Raw genomic sequence first — 14,560 nt, forward strand, 5'->3', positions numbered from 1 at the left:
AATTTCTGCTATAAAAGATTATTGGTCTACTCTTCTCTTCTGTAAGCCGTTTATTAAATAACAATTGATTCTCCTTTGGAAGGGCTTAGAAATTCATGGGGAATAAAAAATTGAGCAGTGTTTTCCTTCTCGAGCTTGACATATCCATTTTTATATCCTTTCCGAAATAGAGAACGAACTATATCTTCGTTTGCATTCGGATCCTGATATATTACTTTTTTATAACCACTGCCTTTTTCAAATTCCTTAATCAAAGCCTGATCTATTGCCCGGTTAAATGCAGGGAAAGAATATCCAATTATAACCAGAATGTCAGTTTTTTCCATTAATAATTTTGCTCTTTCCAGACTATCAGATTCCATTTCCCAGGCATATTTAATGCTGTTTTGGAAATTGTTCTTAGTAGTATCCAATTCATCTCTTTTTCGAAGAATTTCTTTGAGATAAGATTCAACTGATGAAAATTTCATCTTATCGACTATTTCAAATTCTTCTGTCCCATTAGTATACACTCCCCTGTAACCATTTAAATGAATTATATTTTCTTCAGCGGTTGGGTAATTAATTTTGGAAATAATGCTTTTAAGTGATTTTTCTTTCTCTGGCAAAAAGGTCTCATAGGCTTTTTCGAATTGCAGGTCATAATTCCAAGTTATGAAGGAAACATTTGAATTAAGCCGTGGAGATTCTTCATTTTGTTCTAATAATACTGAAAGTAAGCTCAAATATCGCTTATCGAGAATTGCAAATTTCTCCTTACTGCAATTAAGAAGCCCTGATTCCCATAAGTCAAAATATATGCTTACACATTTTTTCAGGTTATTTAATTCTTCTGTGTTATTGAGCAAGTATAAACGTTTGGCGTAAATATCAATTGAACCGAAAATTTCCGCCTGCCTGCCCAAATATTTCAACTGATTGGCAAATTTCATTAAGTACGCATGGTCCTCATTCGGCCCCGGAACATTCCTCCTTTTGAATTTTAACTCAGCTTCCCTTACCAATTCTTCCCCTACTTGTATCATTGAGCTCCCTTGGTGCCTCCAGATAGGCACAGCTTTATAACTTGCTCCGGCTCCCAAAAGATAGGTTACCTTTAAATTTGTGGTATCATTGTACTTTGAATGGGTCATTCACCAATGCCTTTTTATCACTCAAGTCGTCCATCAGAAAAAATTTCCGTATCCTACTTGTATGGGTTTAACTCTAAACTAGGTTTTAATAATCCTCTGAAACTTCTGTTTACCAGTTGATGTGCTCCCGTCACTATTAAGACCGTAATTTCTTGATGTTCTATTCCACCAGGCACAAGCCGGATGCGGCACACTTTCGACTTGAGGTAATTTTCGCCTAAGATCATCACTGGCATTTCGATTAAAATTTTTAAATGCTTTAGAACTGGTAAAAATGATAAGGTCAGGTTTTAAAATTTCATTTAAACCTACGAGATTTTCCAAGGCTTTTTCTGAATCCAGTTTATGAATATTTATAGAACCACCTTGAATTTCGGCTGGGCGTTGGAAGTAATTAAAATACACGGTATTTTCAAACACTCTTATCCCCTTAAAGGTTTCAGCAAATGCATTCTCCAAATTTTGGAAAATACGGTGGCCACGGGCGAGTTTATCAGGTCCTGAATAGAAATTAATTACTCCACGAGTATTTATCCACTCTACCGAATCTCGGCTAATTAAATCATAGATACTTTGTGGGTTATTATACCAGTTTTCAGCTGTTATTTGACCGTCATATTTGCTGGGCAAATAATGACTCTCTCCTATAATAAAAATCTTCTTTCCCTTCCCGTAATCTTTTGGGATATGAGGTAAAAAAGTTTTGTGATTTCTATAATGAGGTACCTGCCTTATTATCTGTTCATCGTACATATCTACTTCATCTTAATTTTACCCGCACTAATTATTGTTACTGCTATGGGTGCTACTGCCATTGCAATTTTACCTCCTGTTTTTAAACCTCTACCTACTTTGTTCCAAAAGGCTAGGTTCTTCTTCTCTGTCTTTTTGTATTTCATTTGTACTAATTTTGAGTTTTAATTCTGATTTCTTAGATGATGTATTCAACCACTGCCGGTTTATACTGTTGTAGGTTGTAGAAATACTCTGGAACATCCGTTCTGCTTCTTCATCTTTTCCACTCCATTCTACGAGTAAATCTTTTGATTCTTGTGTAAAATTCTTTAAAACATCTTTTAATGTTAAAACAGCCTGCATCATAGACCATTTCTCGTCCATCTCCTGGTACACAATCGCCAATAACTGAGTACTTCTAATGATAAATCTCAATGACTGTTGAATTTCTTCAAATTTCTCCCGGTTGGATTTTACCAGATTTTCCCCTTTAAAGATACCGGCTGCAAAAGCCTGACCCTTTTTCTTTTTATTTGAAATCTGTTGAAGGTCATGTTTTAGAGAGTAAATCAGTTGTTCTCTTCCTAAATTTAGCTGACTAATTATGTGCGGATAAAGCGATTCCTTAAATTTTTCATTTACCCGCGTTTGCAAATACATATTATAGGCACTCTGGATATGTGCCAAACGGTCAAACTGAGCTCCAATTAAAACAGAATTCAGCTTAGAATCCAAAGCTTCAATTTGGGAAGAAATATTATTTAAAGATTGCTGAATGGCCATCATCTGACCTGCAGAAAGAAGATTGTCAACTTGAATCTTAGAAAGATCTGTTGATCTTATTCTTACCTGGTGCTTAATTCCTCTTCCACCTTTTTCTTTTAGGCTTGGTAAGAATTCATCAATATTAGAACTGGACTGCAGAAATTTTAATTCCCCTTTTTTTAATTTTTCTAAAACGCCTTTTGGGAAGACCAATTCATAGTTGTTAGACCGGTCTAAATTATTAAGAATCCGTTTTATGCCAGGAGCCTGGCTCAATATTTTGGAAATAATAGAGACATTTTCCTGGAAACCCGATTTTATATAATGGTTATTGTATTGTAAAAAGGAGGTACTAAATAATGAATCATTTCCTGGAACGGCATCAATATCTCCAGAAGTATATAGGCTCAGTCCACCTTCAACCTTTATTAACTTAGCACTACTGTCTTCCATACTTTCTTAATTTACTACTTGTACAACTTGTTTTTTTTCCTGAAAAGCTTCCTTCAACACCGCCTGCATCAACATTTGAGCGTGCTGCTCGCTTTGGGTGACTTGCTGTTCCAGGACGCTACATTTTTCCATTAGGCCTTCGACTTTGGCCACTATAGCTTTTTGTTCTTCTAACGGAGGAAAAGGTATCTTAAACTTTGAAACGGCACCTAAACTTAAGTTGCCTCTCCCGGTATCAAATTGACCGTCCATCATTAATGCAATTCCAAAATCAGAGTTCAAGGTATTTACCAATAAATCTTTACGATAATAATGATCAGGATATCTAATTAAGCAAACAGCTTGATTAATGTTGGCGGTGAAATCTTTATCCCAAACGGCTGTTCGGCCAATGGAAGCTCCTACAATGTTAGTTAATACATCTCCTTTTTCAAGAATAGATCTTGGTTCTATCTTATTAAATTTCTCTTCTACAAATTTTTTCTTTTTTAATAAAATTTGGTTAGTGCCTACGTTTTCACTAGTAATAAATAAGATACCTTTATCAACATATTGCACACCTTGCCATTTTGGCGAGGATCCTTTTGTTATGGTATGAGCTAAATCCCCCAACCTACACCATACCCAACCTTCCGGTAATTCGAAGGGAATTTCTTCCTTGAGGATGGGGGGCAGGGGTTTTTCTTTTTTGATCTTTTTCTCTTTTACCAGGCTTGCTTTTTCAGCTTTGATGTTTTCTAGTCGGGCCGCGGCAGAGTTAGACCCTGAAACAAGTTCAGGGTGACGCCCTCTCCAATCGCGCGTTAACTTGCCTTGGATAGCTTCCTGTAAAATGGATTGTTTGAGTTTTTTACAATATGAAATTGTTCCTGATAGCTCATTTAATAAAGTTTGATATTCCTTTTCAATAAATTCAATCTTAGATAAAATTGCTTCTTGAGTTTTTAAGTCCGGTAAGTCAATTTGAAGTGGTAATAATCTTTTAGGCTTTAATTCTGTTTTAATTCCCCCTCTCGTTTGGTCCTTTAATATTTTTAAGAATGTTTTACTTTTCAAGAACCATTTGAAATAATTTATATTAATCTGGTTGGAATCAAAAGTGTATGAAGAATAATGAATGGTTGCCATTACATCTTCTTTTTCTTGGTAGATACTGATTGCTCCTTTATCTGCATTTATTCCAGAAATGACCAAATCTCCTTTTTTTACCAAGATCATACTTGTTTTGGTTGGTTTATTCTCAGCTAAATGAATATTACCGGTAAAATCAATTTTTTCAATCCTTTTTAATTGCTTTTGATTAGCTTCATCAGGTTTAAATCGCCCTTTTCTTTCTGTTAAAAAGGAGGAAATTTGTACTGTTTTCCAACTCATAATAATTCAGAATTTAAGTGAGAAAGAAGCTTTTTTGAGGCATTAAGCTTTTCCCCAATTATTTCCAGTAATTCAGCTGAAGTATACTCCTTTTCTGTTTCGGGGATTGTTGGATTCTTAATGTCCAAATCCCAGTCCTTTAAATCTTCAACCTTTACTTTCCAGGCCTGCTCATTTTTCTCACGATTATTCCACCAATTAATTAAAGATTCAAACTCCTTAAACTGTATAGGTTTCTTTTTAGAGTAACTTTTCTGGCCTTCGGGGAGTTTATGTTCCCAGTACCAGATTTCCTTAGTTGGTTTACCTTTTTCAAAAAACAATAAATTAGTGCTTACAGTAGCCGGAAAGAAAGTGCTTTGCGGCAGGCGCACTATGGTGTGTAAGTTGGCATCGGTGAGCAGCTTTTCGCGAATTCTGGCTTTTACGCCATCACCGGTTATGGAACCATCGGGTAAAACTATGGCACAGCGTCCCCGGGCTTTAAGTAATTTTAGCATTAAAATCACAAACAAGTCGGCAGATTCCTTACAACGGAAAGTGGCTGGGAAGTTGGTTTCCACACCATCGGCAATACTGGCCCCAAAAGGAGGATTTGCTAGAATAACATCTACCTGGTCTTTTAGGCCAATACCGTTATATTCTACTTTCAGGCTATCGATATAATGATAATCGGGAACATCCATCTCGTGTAGGATAAGGTTAGTAAGCCCTAATACATAAGCCACCGGTTTTAGTTCCCAGCCGGTAATGCTATTTTGTAGCACCTGTTCTTCATCTACCGTATTCACATAATTTTCCCGAATATGGTCTATGGCCGCGGTAAGGAAGCCTCCGGTTCCGGCGGCAGGATCCATTACTTTTTCGCCAAGTTTAGGGTCGGTCATTTGGGTCATCAGCTGCGTTACCGCTCTTGGAGTATAGAATTCTCCTTTATTTCCTGCATCCCGCAATTCCTGGAGAATGCTTTCGTAGATGTTTCCGAAGATGTGTTTGTCATCGGAATTATTAAAGTCGATCTCATTGAGCTTGTTGATGACTTTACGCATCTCATAGCCGCTCTTAATATAATTATTAGAGCCGTCAAAAACCTCTTTTACCAATGCAGCACGCTTTGGATATTTGACACTGGTAAGATTGCGTAGACTGGAGAAAAGTCCGCGGTTGCTTTGCGCGTTGGAATCGATAAATTCCAAGAGTTCATCACCGGTTAGACCTTCGGCATCGGCCGCCCAGTTGCGCCACTGGAATTTTTCGGGAATCACCGAGGTATAATCGTCTTTAAGAAGTTCCAGTTCCTGGTCTTTATCGTCCAGAATCTTAAGGAAAAGCATCCATCCCAATTGTTCCAGTCGTTGAGCATCACCAGAGATCCCACGATCCTGGCGCATTATATTTCTAATATTGCTGATTACAGCACTTACGTTTGCCATTTAGTAATTATTTCTAGTTCTTATAATAGTACCACTGATAATATCAATACTACCGAATATTTCGTTTAGGATTAATTTTAAAACTGCTATTGTTTTTCCCTGTGCATAAACATCGTCAACAATTAGAATCCTTTTGATTCCTTTAAGCTCAGGGATATCTTCGGAAACTTCTATGTATTCTCTTAGTTTCTCAATCGACATTTCAGAATAAGGTGGAGTTCCAAAACTAACTCCCTCTGGTTTCGAAAAATGATCTGAAAGATCAACAGAATTTTGGAAGCTTTCCTTCAAAGAAAGAACTAGAGGTTCGGTGAAAAATTTTCTATCTGTAGGAGGGACTATTAATCCATATTTTTCTTCATTTTCAAAATGTTCTTTAACCCGTTTTAAAAATTCATTTTGCACTTTAGACCTATTAGAAATCCAAAGTTTCCTCATTGCACTCTCATCTTCTTCCGGAAGATTATTTAAAAGCTGGGTGTTTTTTAACTTGTGAACAACACTATACCGATTTACGCCTGAATCAGCACCAATATTATCCTTAAGTGTAAATGTCAAACTCATTAAGCCGGCGTATATAATTCTTGTTCTAATTGAATGATTGCCTCTTCATATTGTTTAACCCCTCCAAAGGCATTAATAATTTCCCTGGGAGTACCTAATTTATTAAGCGGGTCCAAACGCAGTACTTCTTTACTTTCAATAGTTCTCAGTCCATCATCAGCATACTTTTCCAAAAGTTTCTGAAGCACTTCCTGAGCCTGGTCACCATATTTAGTGAAGTAGTTTCTTTTGGTTACATTTTCAGCACGTTCTTTCCGGGTTAGCGGCTTAGCTTCAAAAGCTACGTGACAGATCAGGTCGAAAGGATCGTAGTCCTTACCAACTTCTTCTTTAAGGTGCTCAAAGAAAACTCCTTCTTCTTCCAGTTCTTCAATAATTACCTTCTTTCTCTCAGCAGAATTCCAGGAATTTAAAAAATCCTCCAGATCACGGAATCTTTTGGTAATATTAGACCTAGTATAATCTTTAAGGCTTTCCGTGATTATTTTTCCATCAGAACCGAGGTATTGCACCCGCTCGTTAAGAATCTTAACCTGTACTCCGTTGACCCTTATTTTGGCTTTGGGGCCTTCAATAATTTTACCTCCACCTTCAACCGTGGGATAATCCGGTTCATCTTCCTCAGAAAAATATATCGGAGTGCCATCAATATCAGTGATTTCATCATCTGTAATTTCCTCATCGGTATCAGAGAGATCATCATTTTCACCTGATTCTTTCACCATTACCGGATAACCGTCAAAGCCTGGATCAGCAAAATGGTCAGTGACATTCCTAAAATCCATAATAGTGAAATATGTTTTACCGAATTCTTCATTGATTCGGGTGCCACGGCCAATAATCTGTTTGAATTCTGTTGGTGAACCTATATTACTATCAAGGACAATAAGTTTGCAAGTTTGTGCATCAACACCGGTGGTCATTAATTTCGAAGTGGTGGCAATTACAGGATAGGTTTCAGAAGGATTTATAAAATTATCGAGCTCCCTTTTTCCTTCCTCATTATCGCCGGTAATCTGCATCACGTATTTATGATTTTCAGAAACCAAGTCTGCATTAGCATTGGCCAGGGCTCGCCGCATGGCTTCGGCATGTTCAATATCTACGCAAAACAAAATGGTCTTAGCGTAGCGATCATTCCCTTTGAGAAATTCGGTAACTTTTTTTGCCACTAGCTCCCGACGGTCATCAACTACAATATTCCTATCAAAATCAGTACGGTTATAAATACGATCCTCTACAGGATTCCCATCTTTATCCAGGAAACCTTTTGGCGGACGCCAGCCATCAGCATCAATATCCAGAGTTACTTTTACTACTTTGTAGGGAGCGAGGAATCCGTCCTCAATACCTTCCTTTAAAGAATAAGTATAGATAGGTTCTCCGAAGTAATCTATATTGGAAACTTCAGTGGTTTCTTTTGGAGTAGCAGTCAAGCCTATGTGGGTAGCATTATTAAAATATGCCAGGATCTCCCTCCATTTACTGTCATCTTTCGCACTTCCTCGGTGGCACTCATCAATAATCACGAGGTCAAAAAAATCGGGACTAAACTGTTTATAGGCATCCTCAGATTTGCTATCAGAAAGACCTTGATACAAAGCGAGATAAACATTATACGCAGTATCAATCTTTTTATGTTTTATAATAGTCATCGCATCCTTGAAATGCTTGAAATCACCTCTAAAGGTTTGATCAATAAGGGCGGTGCGATCTGCCAGGAAAAGAATACGTTTTTTGGCCCCACTTTTCCATAAGCGATACACAATCTGAAATGCAGTATAAGTTTTCCCCGTACCGGTAGCCATGACCAACAGAATGCGATCCAGTCCTTTACTTACGGCTTCGATAGTTCGGTTAATTGCTATTTGCTGATAATACCTAGGTGATTTTCCCGAAGCATCTTGATAATAGTCCTGTGATGCAATTGCTTCCTGCTCCGGGGTTTCAATGCCTTTGTACTTTTGATATTTTCTCCAAAGCTCCTCAGGGGAAGGAAATTCGTCCAGTGTTAATTCCTTTTCGATTTGGCCGTCCTCCGCGGTTTTATCATGAAAGAGAAAGCCGTCACCATTACTACTAAAAACACAGGGAATATCAAGAGTATTGGCATATCCTAAGGCTTGTTGAATTCCGCTACTTATATTATGTTTATTGTCCTTAGCTTCAATAATAGCTACAGGGACATTGGGTTTATAATAAAGGATATAATCGGCGAATTTTCGTTTCCCACGTGCCGTCAGTTTACCCTTAACGTAGATGCGGCCATCTGTAAAGAAAATCTCCCTTCCTAATTGGGTTATTTCATCCCATCCTGACTGAAGAATAGCAGGGGTAATAAATTTGGCTTTAATATCTGATTCAGATAAATCCTTTTTGTTCATACCGGTCGATTAGGTTCAGGTACAGCTTAAGGTTTTCTTTTACCATAGAAAGAAAAACTGCAAACAATGTAGGGAGTTGTAGGCGAGACTAATTTAGTAAAAATTAGACGACATTAAGATAAATTTAAGGTTTGAAAAAGAAAAGCGGGGAAGATGCGGGGAAAACTACAGACTTTAAAACTAAAAAGCCTTGAAAATCAGGCGATTAACAAGGCTTTAAGTACTCGGAGCGGGACTTGAACCCGCACGACCGTTGCTGGTCATTGGATTTTAAGTCCAACGTGTCTACCAATTCCACCATCCGAGCGTGGAAGGTAAGATGAGCGAAAAACGGGATTCGAACCCGCGACCTCCACCTTGGCAAGGTGGCGCTCTACCAACTGAGCTATTTTCGCATATTTTGGAAAATAGAGAGTACCAAGGTGGCGCTCTACTCCCGATAGCTATCGGGAAGCTATTTTCGCGATTTTAAAGAACTTTCCGCTCTAACAGCGGACTCACCTTCAGGTAAGCAGGTGCAAATTTAATACAATTCTTATAATGGCAAAGATTTTTTTCAAAAAATAAGAACGCAACAAAAAGCGAAATATTTCATTTAAAACTAAGCCTTATTCGATCGAATTCGTCCCTGCCTCATTTACACCATTATACATTATACACTATACATTAGACATTTTAAACTTTCGCCTGACTTTTATTGCCCAGCATTCTCTTGATCTCGTTAAGCTTCATCAAAGCTTCTACCGGAGTTAAGGTGTCGATGTCCAGGTGCAGGATCTCCTCCCTGAGGTCTTCCAAAATGGGATCATCGAGGTTGAAGAAACTCAGCTGCATCTCCTCTTCGGCCGACTTCTTCAAAATGCTGCCGTTCTCCTGCATGCCGTGCAACTTTTCCAGCTTCTTCAGGATCTTGTTTGCCCTGTGCAGCACCTGCTGGGGCATCCCGGCCATCCTGGCCACATGTATCCCAAAACTGTGCTCGCTGCCACCCGGCACCAGCTTCCGAAGAAATAAGACATTATCCTTCAGCTCCTTCACCGAAACATTGTAATTCTTGATACGGTTGAAAGTCTCCCCCATGTCATTCAGCTCGTGGTAATGGGTAGCGAACAGGGTCTTTACTTTAGCCGGATGTTCGTGCAGGTATTCGGTGATGGCCCAGGCGATGGAGATCCCGTCATAGGTACTGGTGCCCCGGCCTATCTCGTCCAGCAGCACCAGGCTCCTTTCCGAAAGGTTGTTCAGGATGCTGGCCGTCTCGTTCATCTCGACCATGAAAGTGGATTCGCCCATTGAGATATTGTCGCTGGCACCCACCCGGGTAAAGATCTTGTCTACCAGCCCTACTTTCACCTCTTCTGCGGGCACGAAACTTCCCATCTGGGCCATCAGCACGATCAGGGCGGTCTGTCTTAAAATAGCCGACTTACCACTCATGTTAGGTCCGGTGATCATAATGATCTGCTGCTCCTCCCTGTCCAGGAAGACGTCGTTGGCCACATAGGTCTCAGCCAGCGGCAGCTGCTTCTCGATCACCGGGTGGCGCCCATTGTGGATGTCCAGTTCATGGGAATCATCGATCTGCGGCCTGCAGTAATTTTCGGCCATGGCCTGCCGGGCGAAAGAGCACAGGCAGTCCAGCTGGCCAATGAGGTTCGCGTTCTGCTGCACCGGCTGAATATAATCGCCTATCCAGATGATGAGTTTCTGAAAGATCTCCTGTTCCAGCTGCATGATCTTCTCTTCGGCGCCAAGGATCTTGGCTTCATATTCCTTGAGTTCCTGGGTAATGTACCTTTCGGCGTTCACCAGGGTCTGTTTGCGTATCCAGCTTTCCGGCACCTTGTCCTTGTGCGAGTTGCGCACCTCTATATAATAGCCGAACACGTTGTTGCTGGCGATCTTCAGGGAAGTGATGCCCGTCTCCTCGATCTCCCGCTGCAGCATATTGTCGAGGTAATCCTTACCCGAAAAGGCTAGTTTTCTCAGTTCGTCCAGTTCTTCGGAAAACCCGTCGGCAATGCTTTTCCCCTTCAGGATGTTCACCGGCGCGTCCTCGAACAGGGTCTCCTTGATCTTGCTCCTCAGCAGGTCGCAGCTTTGCAGGTTCTCTCCCAGCACTTTCAGGGCTTCATCCTCAGAATTTGCCGCCAGGGCCTTGACCGGCACCACCGCTTCCAAAGAATTCTTCAGCTGAATGACCTCCCGTGGATTCACCTTGCCCGTGGCCACTTTGGAAATAAGTCTTTCCAGGTCACTGATCTGCTTGATATGCTGCCGGATCTTCTCCAGGACCTCGGGATGGGCAATAAGGTATTCCACCACCTGGTGACGTTTCCTGATCTTCTCGGCATTCTTTAATGGCAATGCCAGCCAGCGCTTCAGCATTCTTCCCCCCATGGGAGAGATGGTCTTATCGATCACATCGAGCAGGGTCACCGCGTGCTGGGCGGTGGAATGGTACAATTCCAGGTTGCGGATGGTAAACCGGTCCATCCATACATATTCCTCCTCGGCTATACGGGTGATCCCGGTAATATGCTGCAGCTTATGGTGCTGGGTCTCCCCGAGATAATACAATACCGCACCCGCCGCGATCACCCCTTCTTCCAGCTGCTCCACCCCAAAGCCTTTCAAAGACTTGGTGTTGAAGTGCGCGTTCAGGGTCTCGTAGGCGTAATCCTGCTTAAAGGTCCAGTCTTCCAGGTAGAAAGTATGGTGGTCTTCGCCAAAGGCCTTCAGGAAATCCTTCTTTTTGTTCTTGGCCACCAGCACTTCGCTGGGGCTGAAATTCTGAAGCAGCTTGTCAATATATTCAGAGCTGCCCTGTGCGGTCAAAAATTCCCCTGTAGAGACATCGAGGAAGGAGACCCCCATTTCCCTTTTTCCGAAGTGAACCGCGCAGAGAAAATTATTCGACTTGCTTTGCAGCACCTCATCGTTCATGGACACCCCCGGAGTCACAAGCTCGGTCACCCCCCGCTTCACGATAGATTTGGTCATCTTGGGGTCTTCCAGCTGATCGCAGATGGCCACCCGCTCGCCGGCCTTGACCAGCTTGGGCAGGTAAGTATTGAGGGAGTGGTGCGGAAAACCGGCCAGTTCTGTACGCTCGCTGCCGTTGTTACGGTTAGTGAGCACGATGTTGAGGATGCGCGCGGCCTTTACCGCGTCTTCCCCAAAGGTTTCGTAAAAATCGCCCACCCTGAAAAGCAACATGGCATCAGGATATTTCTTCTTGATGGTATTGTACTGCTGCATTAAAGGGGTGACTTTCTTACTCGATTTTGCTGACACTTTTTCTGAATTTTGGTGAGGGCTAAAATACTTATTCCGCTATGTTATTTAAAATTTAAGTTCAGGAGTTTATCCCAGATTTATCCACAGCAAAGGCCCGGCTGAAATTTGTGGAACATCATAATTCAATCCCTGATCTCCAGGCCCACAATTTTGATCAGCGTGTCATAATCCTGCCTTTTCTGCCGGTAAAGATCATTCAGGTCTTGAGAAGTGTTATACATCCTCACCAGCTTGTTTCGCAAAACAACATCTTCCAAAAATGCCTTCCGCATTTCGGTGGTATATGGAGTGTTATTTTTCAGGATACGAGTGAGGTCGAGGTATTGCTCGTTCACTTTATAGAAATCGGTGTAGCTGTCCTTGAACAGGATCTCATACTGCCTGATCATTTCCAGGTTGGTCTCCCACAGGGCGATCTCAGACCTTAATTGATCATTCCTGATAAGCGCCAGCTGGCCGGAACCCACCAGGTCTTTTATTACTCCTTCACTGGGCATGAACACGGTGAATCCAAACCCGCTCAGGGTGAGGTCTGCAAATGTAGTATCGGCAACAGGCCTGGGGTTCACAATAAAGCGAATAAGCGAATCGGCCTTTCTCGATACCCTCGCGGTTTTCTGTATCACCCGGCCCAGCTCTTGCTGCGTGAGCTGCAGATCCCGGTGGAACTCCTTCAGATAGATCTGCTCCCTTTCAAAAGCCTTTCTCCTCTCATTGGCATTATTGATCTGCAAGGCAATAAGTATCCCGGCCACCAGCAGCACTAATTCGCCAATGGCATACAACAGGTATTTGCGAAAGCGGTTTTTACCCAACAGCTTTCGCCTGATCTTTCTGAAGAAATTGACCATTTTGCATCAGTATCATGATGTTAGCTACACCTTTCAATAAAGCATATTGTTCAATATTTTTTCCAGGTTCTGCTCCATGGGGCGGTATTTCTCATCTGCAAAAAAGATCGCGTTCATCTCTTTTCGCAGCCTTTCCAGTTCCCTGTGCGAATATTGATGATTGGCGATGTTCTCACGTATCTTCTCCAGGCAATTCTCCTGCGTTTCTTCGGAAAAATCCCGGTAAACCTTGTCAAACACGTCTTGATCTACCTTTGATTTGATGAGATCGATCTCCGCTTCCCGCTCTACCTTATCGGCATTGGCACACAAGAGCAAAATGTAGATCTCCAGTTCGGTTTTGGTCCATTGGGTTCTGCCATTTTTCATATTGATCCATTTTAAATTTAAACTGAAAATATCCGGGCCGCAGTTAACATGGCCGGAAAAATTAAAGGGGGATCGGAATAAGTCAGGGGGAATACACTCACCAATATACTCATTTTTACCGAGTTAACCCAATAACAAAACTATATTAAGCACCGATCGGCTCTATTTAAAAACGTGCCAAAAATCCCTATTTTTGCCGCTATGGAAAACCGAAAGCTCAAGAACAGCGAACTCATCCGTAAAAGCCCTGAAGAATTCAAGGCCGCCGAAAAGACTCCGGTGATCGTCGTTTTAGATAACGTGCGAAGCCTGAACAACATCGGCTCTATTTTTCGCACAGCCGACGCCTTCCTCATCGAGAAGATCTGGTTGTGCGGAATTACCGCCACTCCCCCACATAAGGACATCCAAAAGACCGCTTTGGGAGCCACAGAGACGGTAGCCTGGGAACATGCCGAAGATGTGGTGCAAGTGGTAAGAGACCTGCAGGCAGAAGGAATAAAGGTCTACGCGGTAGAACAGGCCGAAAATGCCGTTATGCTCAACGACTTCCATCCCGAAAAAGGGGAAAAATACGCTCTTGTTTTTGGCAATGAGGTAAAAGGGGTGAAGCAAAAAGTGGTTTCAGCAAGCGATGGCGTGCTCGAGATCCCGCAGCTGGGCAGCAAGCATTCCCTGAATATCTCGGTAAGCGCAGGGGTGGTGCTGTGGGACGTATTCAGTAAAATGAAATTTGGAAGCTAGAGGGTAGAAGCTGGAAACTGGAAGTTAGAAGCTGGAAGCTGGAAGTTGGAAGCTGGAATTGGAACAAACCCGCAACGCGCAAGCCGTAACCCGCAACTGACTAAGACTGAAATAGGTTGCCCTTTTTCTCAAACTTTTCAACTATGAAAAATGGCACAGTAAGAAGAACTTTTAGTCAAGAAGTAAAATTAGATTTAGTAAGGAAGATTGAACAAGGAGATCTTCGAGTACTCGATGTAGTTGGGACTTACGGAGTAAGTAAAACAGCGGTTTACAAGTGGCTCAGAAAATATTCCGATCTTTATAAAAAAGAAACGCGAGTCGTAGTGGAGCACAAGAGTATAAGTAAGAAAAACCGGGAACTTCAAGACCATATTAAGAAGCTTGAACAAGCCCTCGGCCAAAAACAGATGCGGATTGATTACCTGGAAAAGATAGTAGAGTTTGCTTCAGAA

At 41.6% G+C, this 14,560-nt stretch carries 12 protein-coding genes and 2 tRNA genes; 2 read left to right on the forward strand and 12 right to left on the reverse strand.

All coding sequences use genetic code 11. The annotated features are described in order from the left end of the window. Positions 1-53 precede the first annotated feature (53 nt). The 12 genes from BLS64_RS13300 to BLS64_RS13355 form a co-directional block, all read right to left on the reverse strand. The gene (locus tag BLS64_RS13300) at positions 54-1,133 is read right to left on the reverse strand and encodes a hypothetical protein (RefSeq protein ID WP_093114055.1); all 1,080 of its coding nucleotides are present in this window, start codon (positions 1,131-1,133) and stop codon (positions 54-56) included. A 78-nt stretch (positions 1,134-1,211) separates the two neighbouring features. Continuing rightward, positions 1,212-1,886 (reverse strand): hypothetical protein, encoded by a 675-nt coding sequence (locus BLS64_RS13305; protein WP_093114054.1) that lies wholly within the window; start codon positions 1,884-1,886, stop codon positions 1,212-1,214. 90 nt (positions 1,887-1,976) lie between these two features. Then, a complete protein-coding gene (locus BLS64_RS13310) occupies positions 1,977-3,086 on the reverse strand; it encodes a hypothetical protein (RefSeq protein ID WP_093114053.1) in 1,110 nt (369 codons plus the stop codon). 6 nt (positions 3,087-3,092) lie between these two features. Further along, the gene (locus BLS64_RS13315; RefSeq protein ID WP_093114051.1) at positions 3,093-4,460 is read right to left on the reverse strand and encodes a restriction endonuclease subunit S; all 1,368 of its coding nucleotides are present in this window, start codon (positions 4,458-4,460) and stop codon (positions 3,093-3,095) included. Further along, positions 4,457-5,893 carry a class I SAM-dependent DNA methyltransferase gene (locus BLS64_RS13320; RefSeq protein ID WP_093114050.1) on the reverse strand — a complete coding sequence of 479 codons (1,437 nt, stop codon included), beginning with the start codon at positions 5,891-5,893 and terminating at the stop codon, positions 4,457-4,459. The genes BLS64_RS13315 and BLS64_RS13320 overlap by 4 nt, the downstream gene beginning before the upstream one ends. Further along, positions 5,894-6,457 (reverse strand): hypothetical protein, encoded by a 564-nt coding sequence (locus BLS64_RS13325; RefSeq protein WP_093114048.1) that lies wholly within the window; start codon positions 6,455-6,457, stop codon positions 5,894-5,896. Beyond that, positions 6,457-8,841 (reverse strand): EcoAI/FtnUII family type I restriction enzme subunit R, encoded by a 2,385-nt coding sequence (gene hsdR, locus BLS64_RS13330; RefSeq protein WP_093114046.1) that lies wholly within the window; start codon positions 8,839-8,841, stop codon positions 6,457-6,459. Before hsdR ends, BLS64_RS13325 begins: the two co-directional genes overlap by 1 nt. A gap of 221 nt (positions 8,842-9,062) precedes the next feature. Then, a tRNA-Leu gene (locus tag BLS64_RS13335) sits at positions 9,063-9,148 on the reverse strand. 15 nt (positions 9,149-9,163) lie between these two features. Further along, positions 9,164-9,236 (reverse strand) — tRNA-Gly (locus BLS64_RS13340). 280 nt (positions 9,237-9,516) lie between these two features. Further along, positions 9,517-12,138 carry a DNA mismatch repair protein MutS gene (gene mutS, locus BLS64_RS13345; protein WP_218124615.1) on the reverse strand — a complete coding sequence of 874 codons (2,622 nt, stop codon included), beginning with the start codon at positions 12,136-12,138 and terminating at the stop codon, positions 9,517-9,519. A 125-nt stretch (positions 12,139-12,263) separates the two neighbouring features. After that, complete coding sequence (locus BLS64_RS13350) at positions 12,264-12,992, reverse strand: DUF6090 family protein (RefSeq protein WP_093114042.1); 729 nt, start codon at positions 12,990-12,992, stop codon at positions 12,264-12,266. Positions 12,993-13,025: 33 nt separating this feature from the next. Next, positions 13,026-13,361, reverse strand: coding sequence for a hypothetical protein (locus tag BLS64_RS13355; protein WP_093114041.1), 336 nt, complete (start codon positions 13,359-13,361; stop codon positions 13,026-13,028). Positions 13,362-13,562: 201 nt separating this feature from the next. Here BLS64_RS13355 and BLS64_RS13360 point away from each other — a divergent pair, with 201 nt between their 5' ends. Beyond that, entirely contained in the window at positions 13,563-14,105 is a 543-nt protein-coding gene (locus BLS64_RS13360; RefSeq protein ID WP_093114039.1) for an RNA methyltransferase, read from the forward strand. A gap of 143 nt (positions 14,106-14,248) precedes the next feature. Then, positions 14,249-14,560: transposase (locus BLS64_RS13365; RefSeq protein ID WP_093228682.1), on the forward strand; the 312-nt coding region annotated here is incomplete at its 3' end.

The sequence above is a fragment of the Salinimicrobium catena genome (assembly GCF_900102915.1).
GTDB classification, from domain to species: Bacteria; Bacteroidota; Bacteroidia; order Flavobacteriales; family Flavobacteriaceae; genus Salinimicrobium; species Salinimicrobium catena.

What these genes read in the sequence shown, in the direction of transcription:
- hsdR (WP_093114046.1), bottom strand. Translation starts at nt 8,841, where the DNA reads ATGAACAAAAAGGATTTATCTGAATCAGATATTAAAGCCAAATTTATT.
- BLS64_RS13320 (WP_093114050.1), bottom strand. Translation starts at nt 5,893, where the DNA reads ATGGCAAACGTAAGTGCTGTAATCAGCAATATTAGAAATATAATGCGC.
- BLS64_RS13315 (WP_093114051.1), bottom strand. Translation starts at nt 4,460, where the DNA reads ATGAGTTGGAAAACAGTACAAATTTCCTCCTTTTTAACAGAAAGAAAA.
- BLS64_RS13350 (WP_093114042.1), bottom strand. Translation starts at nt 12,992, where the DNA reads ATGGTCAATTTCTTCAGAAAGATCAGGCGAAAGCTGTTGGGTAAAAAC.
- BLS64_RS13300 (WP_093114055.1), bottom strand. Translation starts at nt 1,133, where the DNA reads ATGACCCATTCAAAGTACAATGATACCACAAATTTAAAGGTAACCTAT.
- BLS64_RS13325 (WP_093114048.1), bottom strand. Translation starts at nt 6,457, where the DNA reads ATGAGTTTGACATTTACACTTAAGGATAATATTGGTGCTGATTCAGGC.
- BLS64_RS13355 (WP_093114041.1), bottom strand. Translation starts at nt 13,361, where the DNA reads ATGAAAAATGGCAGAACCCAATGGACCAAAACCGAACTGGAGATCTAC.
- BLS64_RS13305 (WP_093114054.1), bottom strand. Translation starts at nt 1,886, where the DNA reads ATGTACGATGAACAGATAATAAGGCAGGTACCTCATTATAGAAATCAC.
- BLS64_RS13360 (WP_093114039.1), top strand. Translation starts at nt 13,563, where the DNA reads ATGGAAAACCGAAAGCTCAAGAACAGCGAACTCATCCGTAAAAGCCCT.
- BLS64_RS13310 (WP_093114053.1), bottom strand. Translation starts at nt 3,086, where the DNA reads ATGGAAGACAGTAGTGCTAAGTTAATAAAGGTTGAAGGTGGACTGAGC.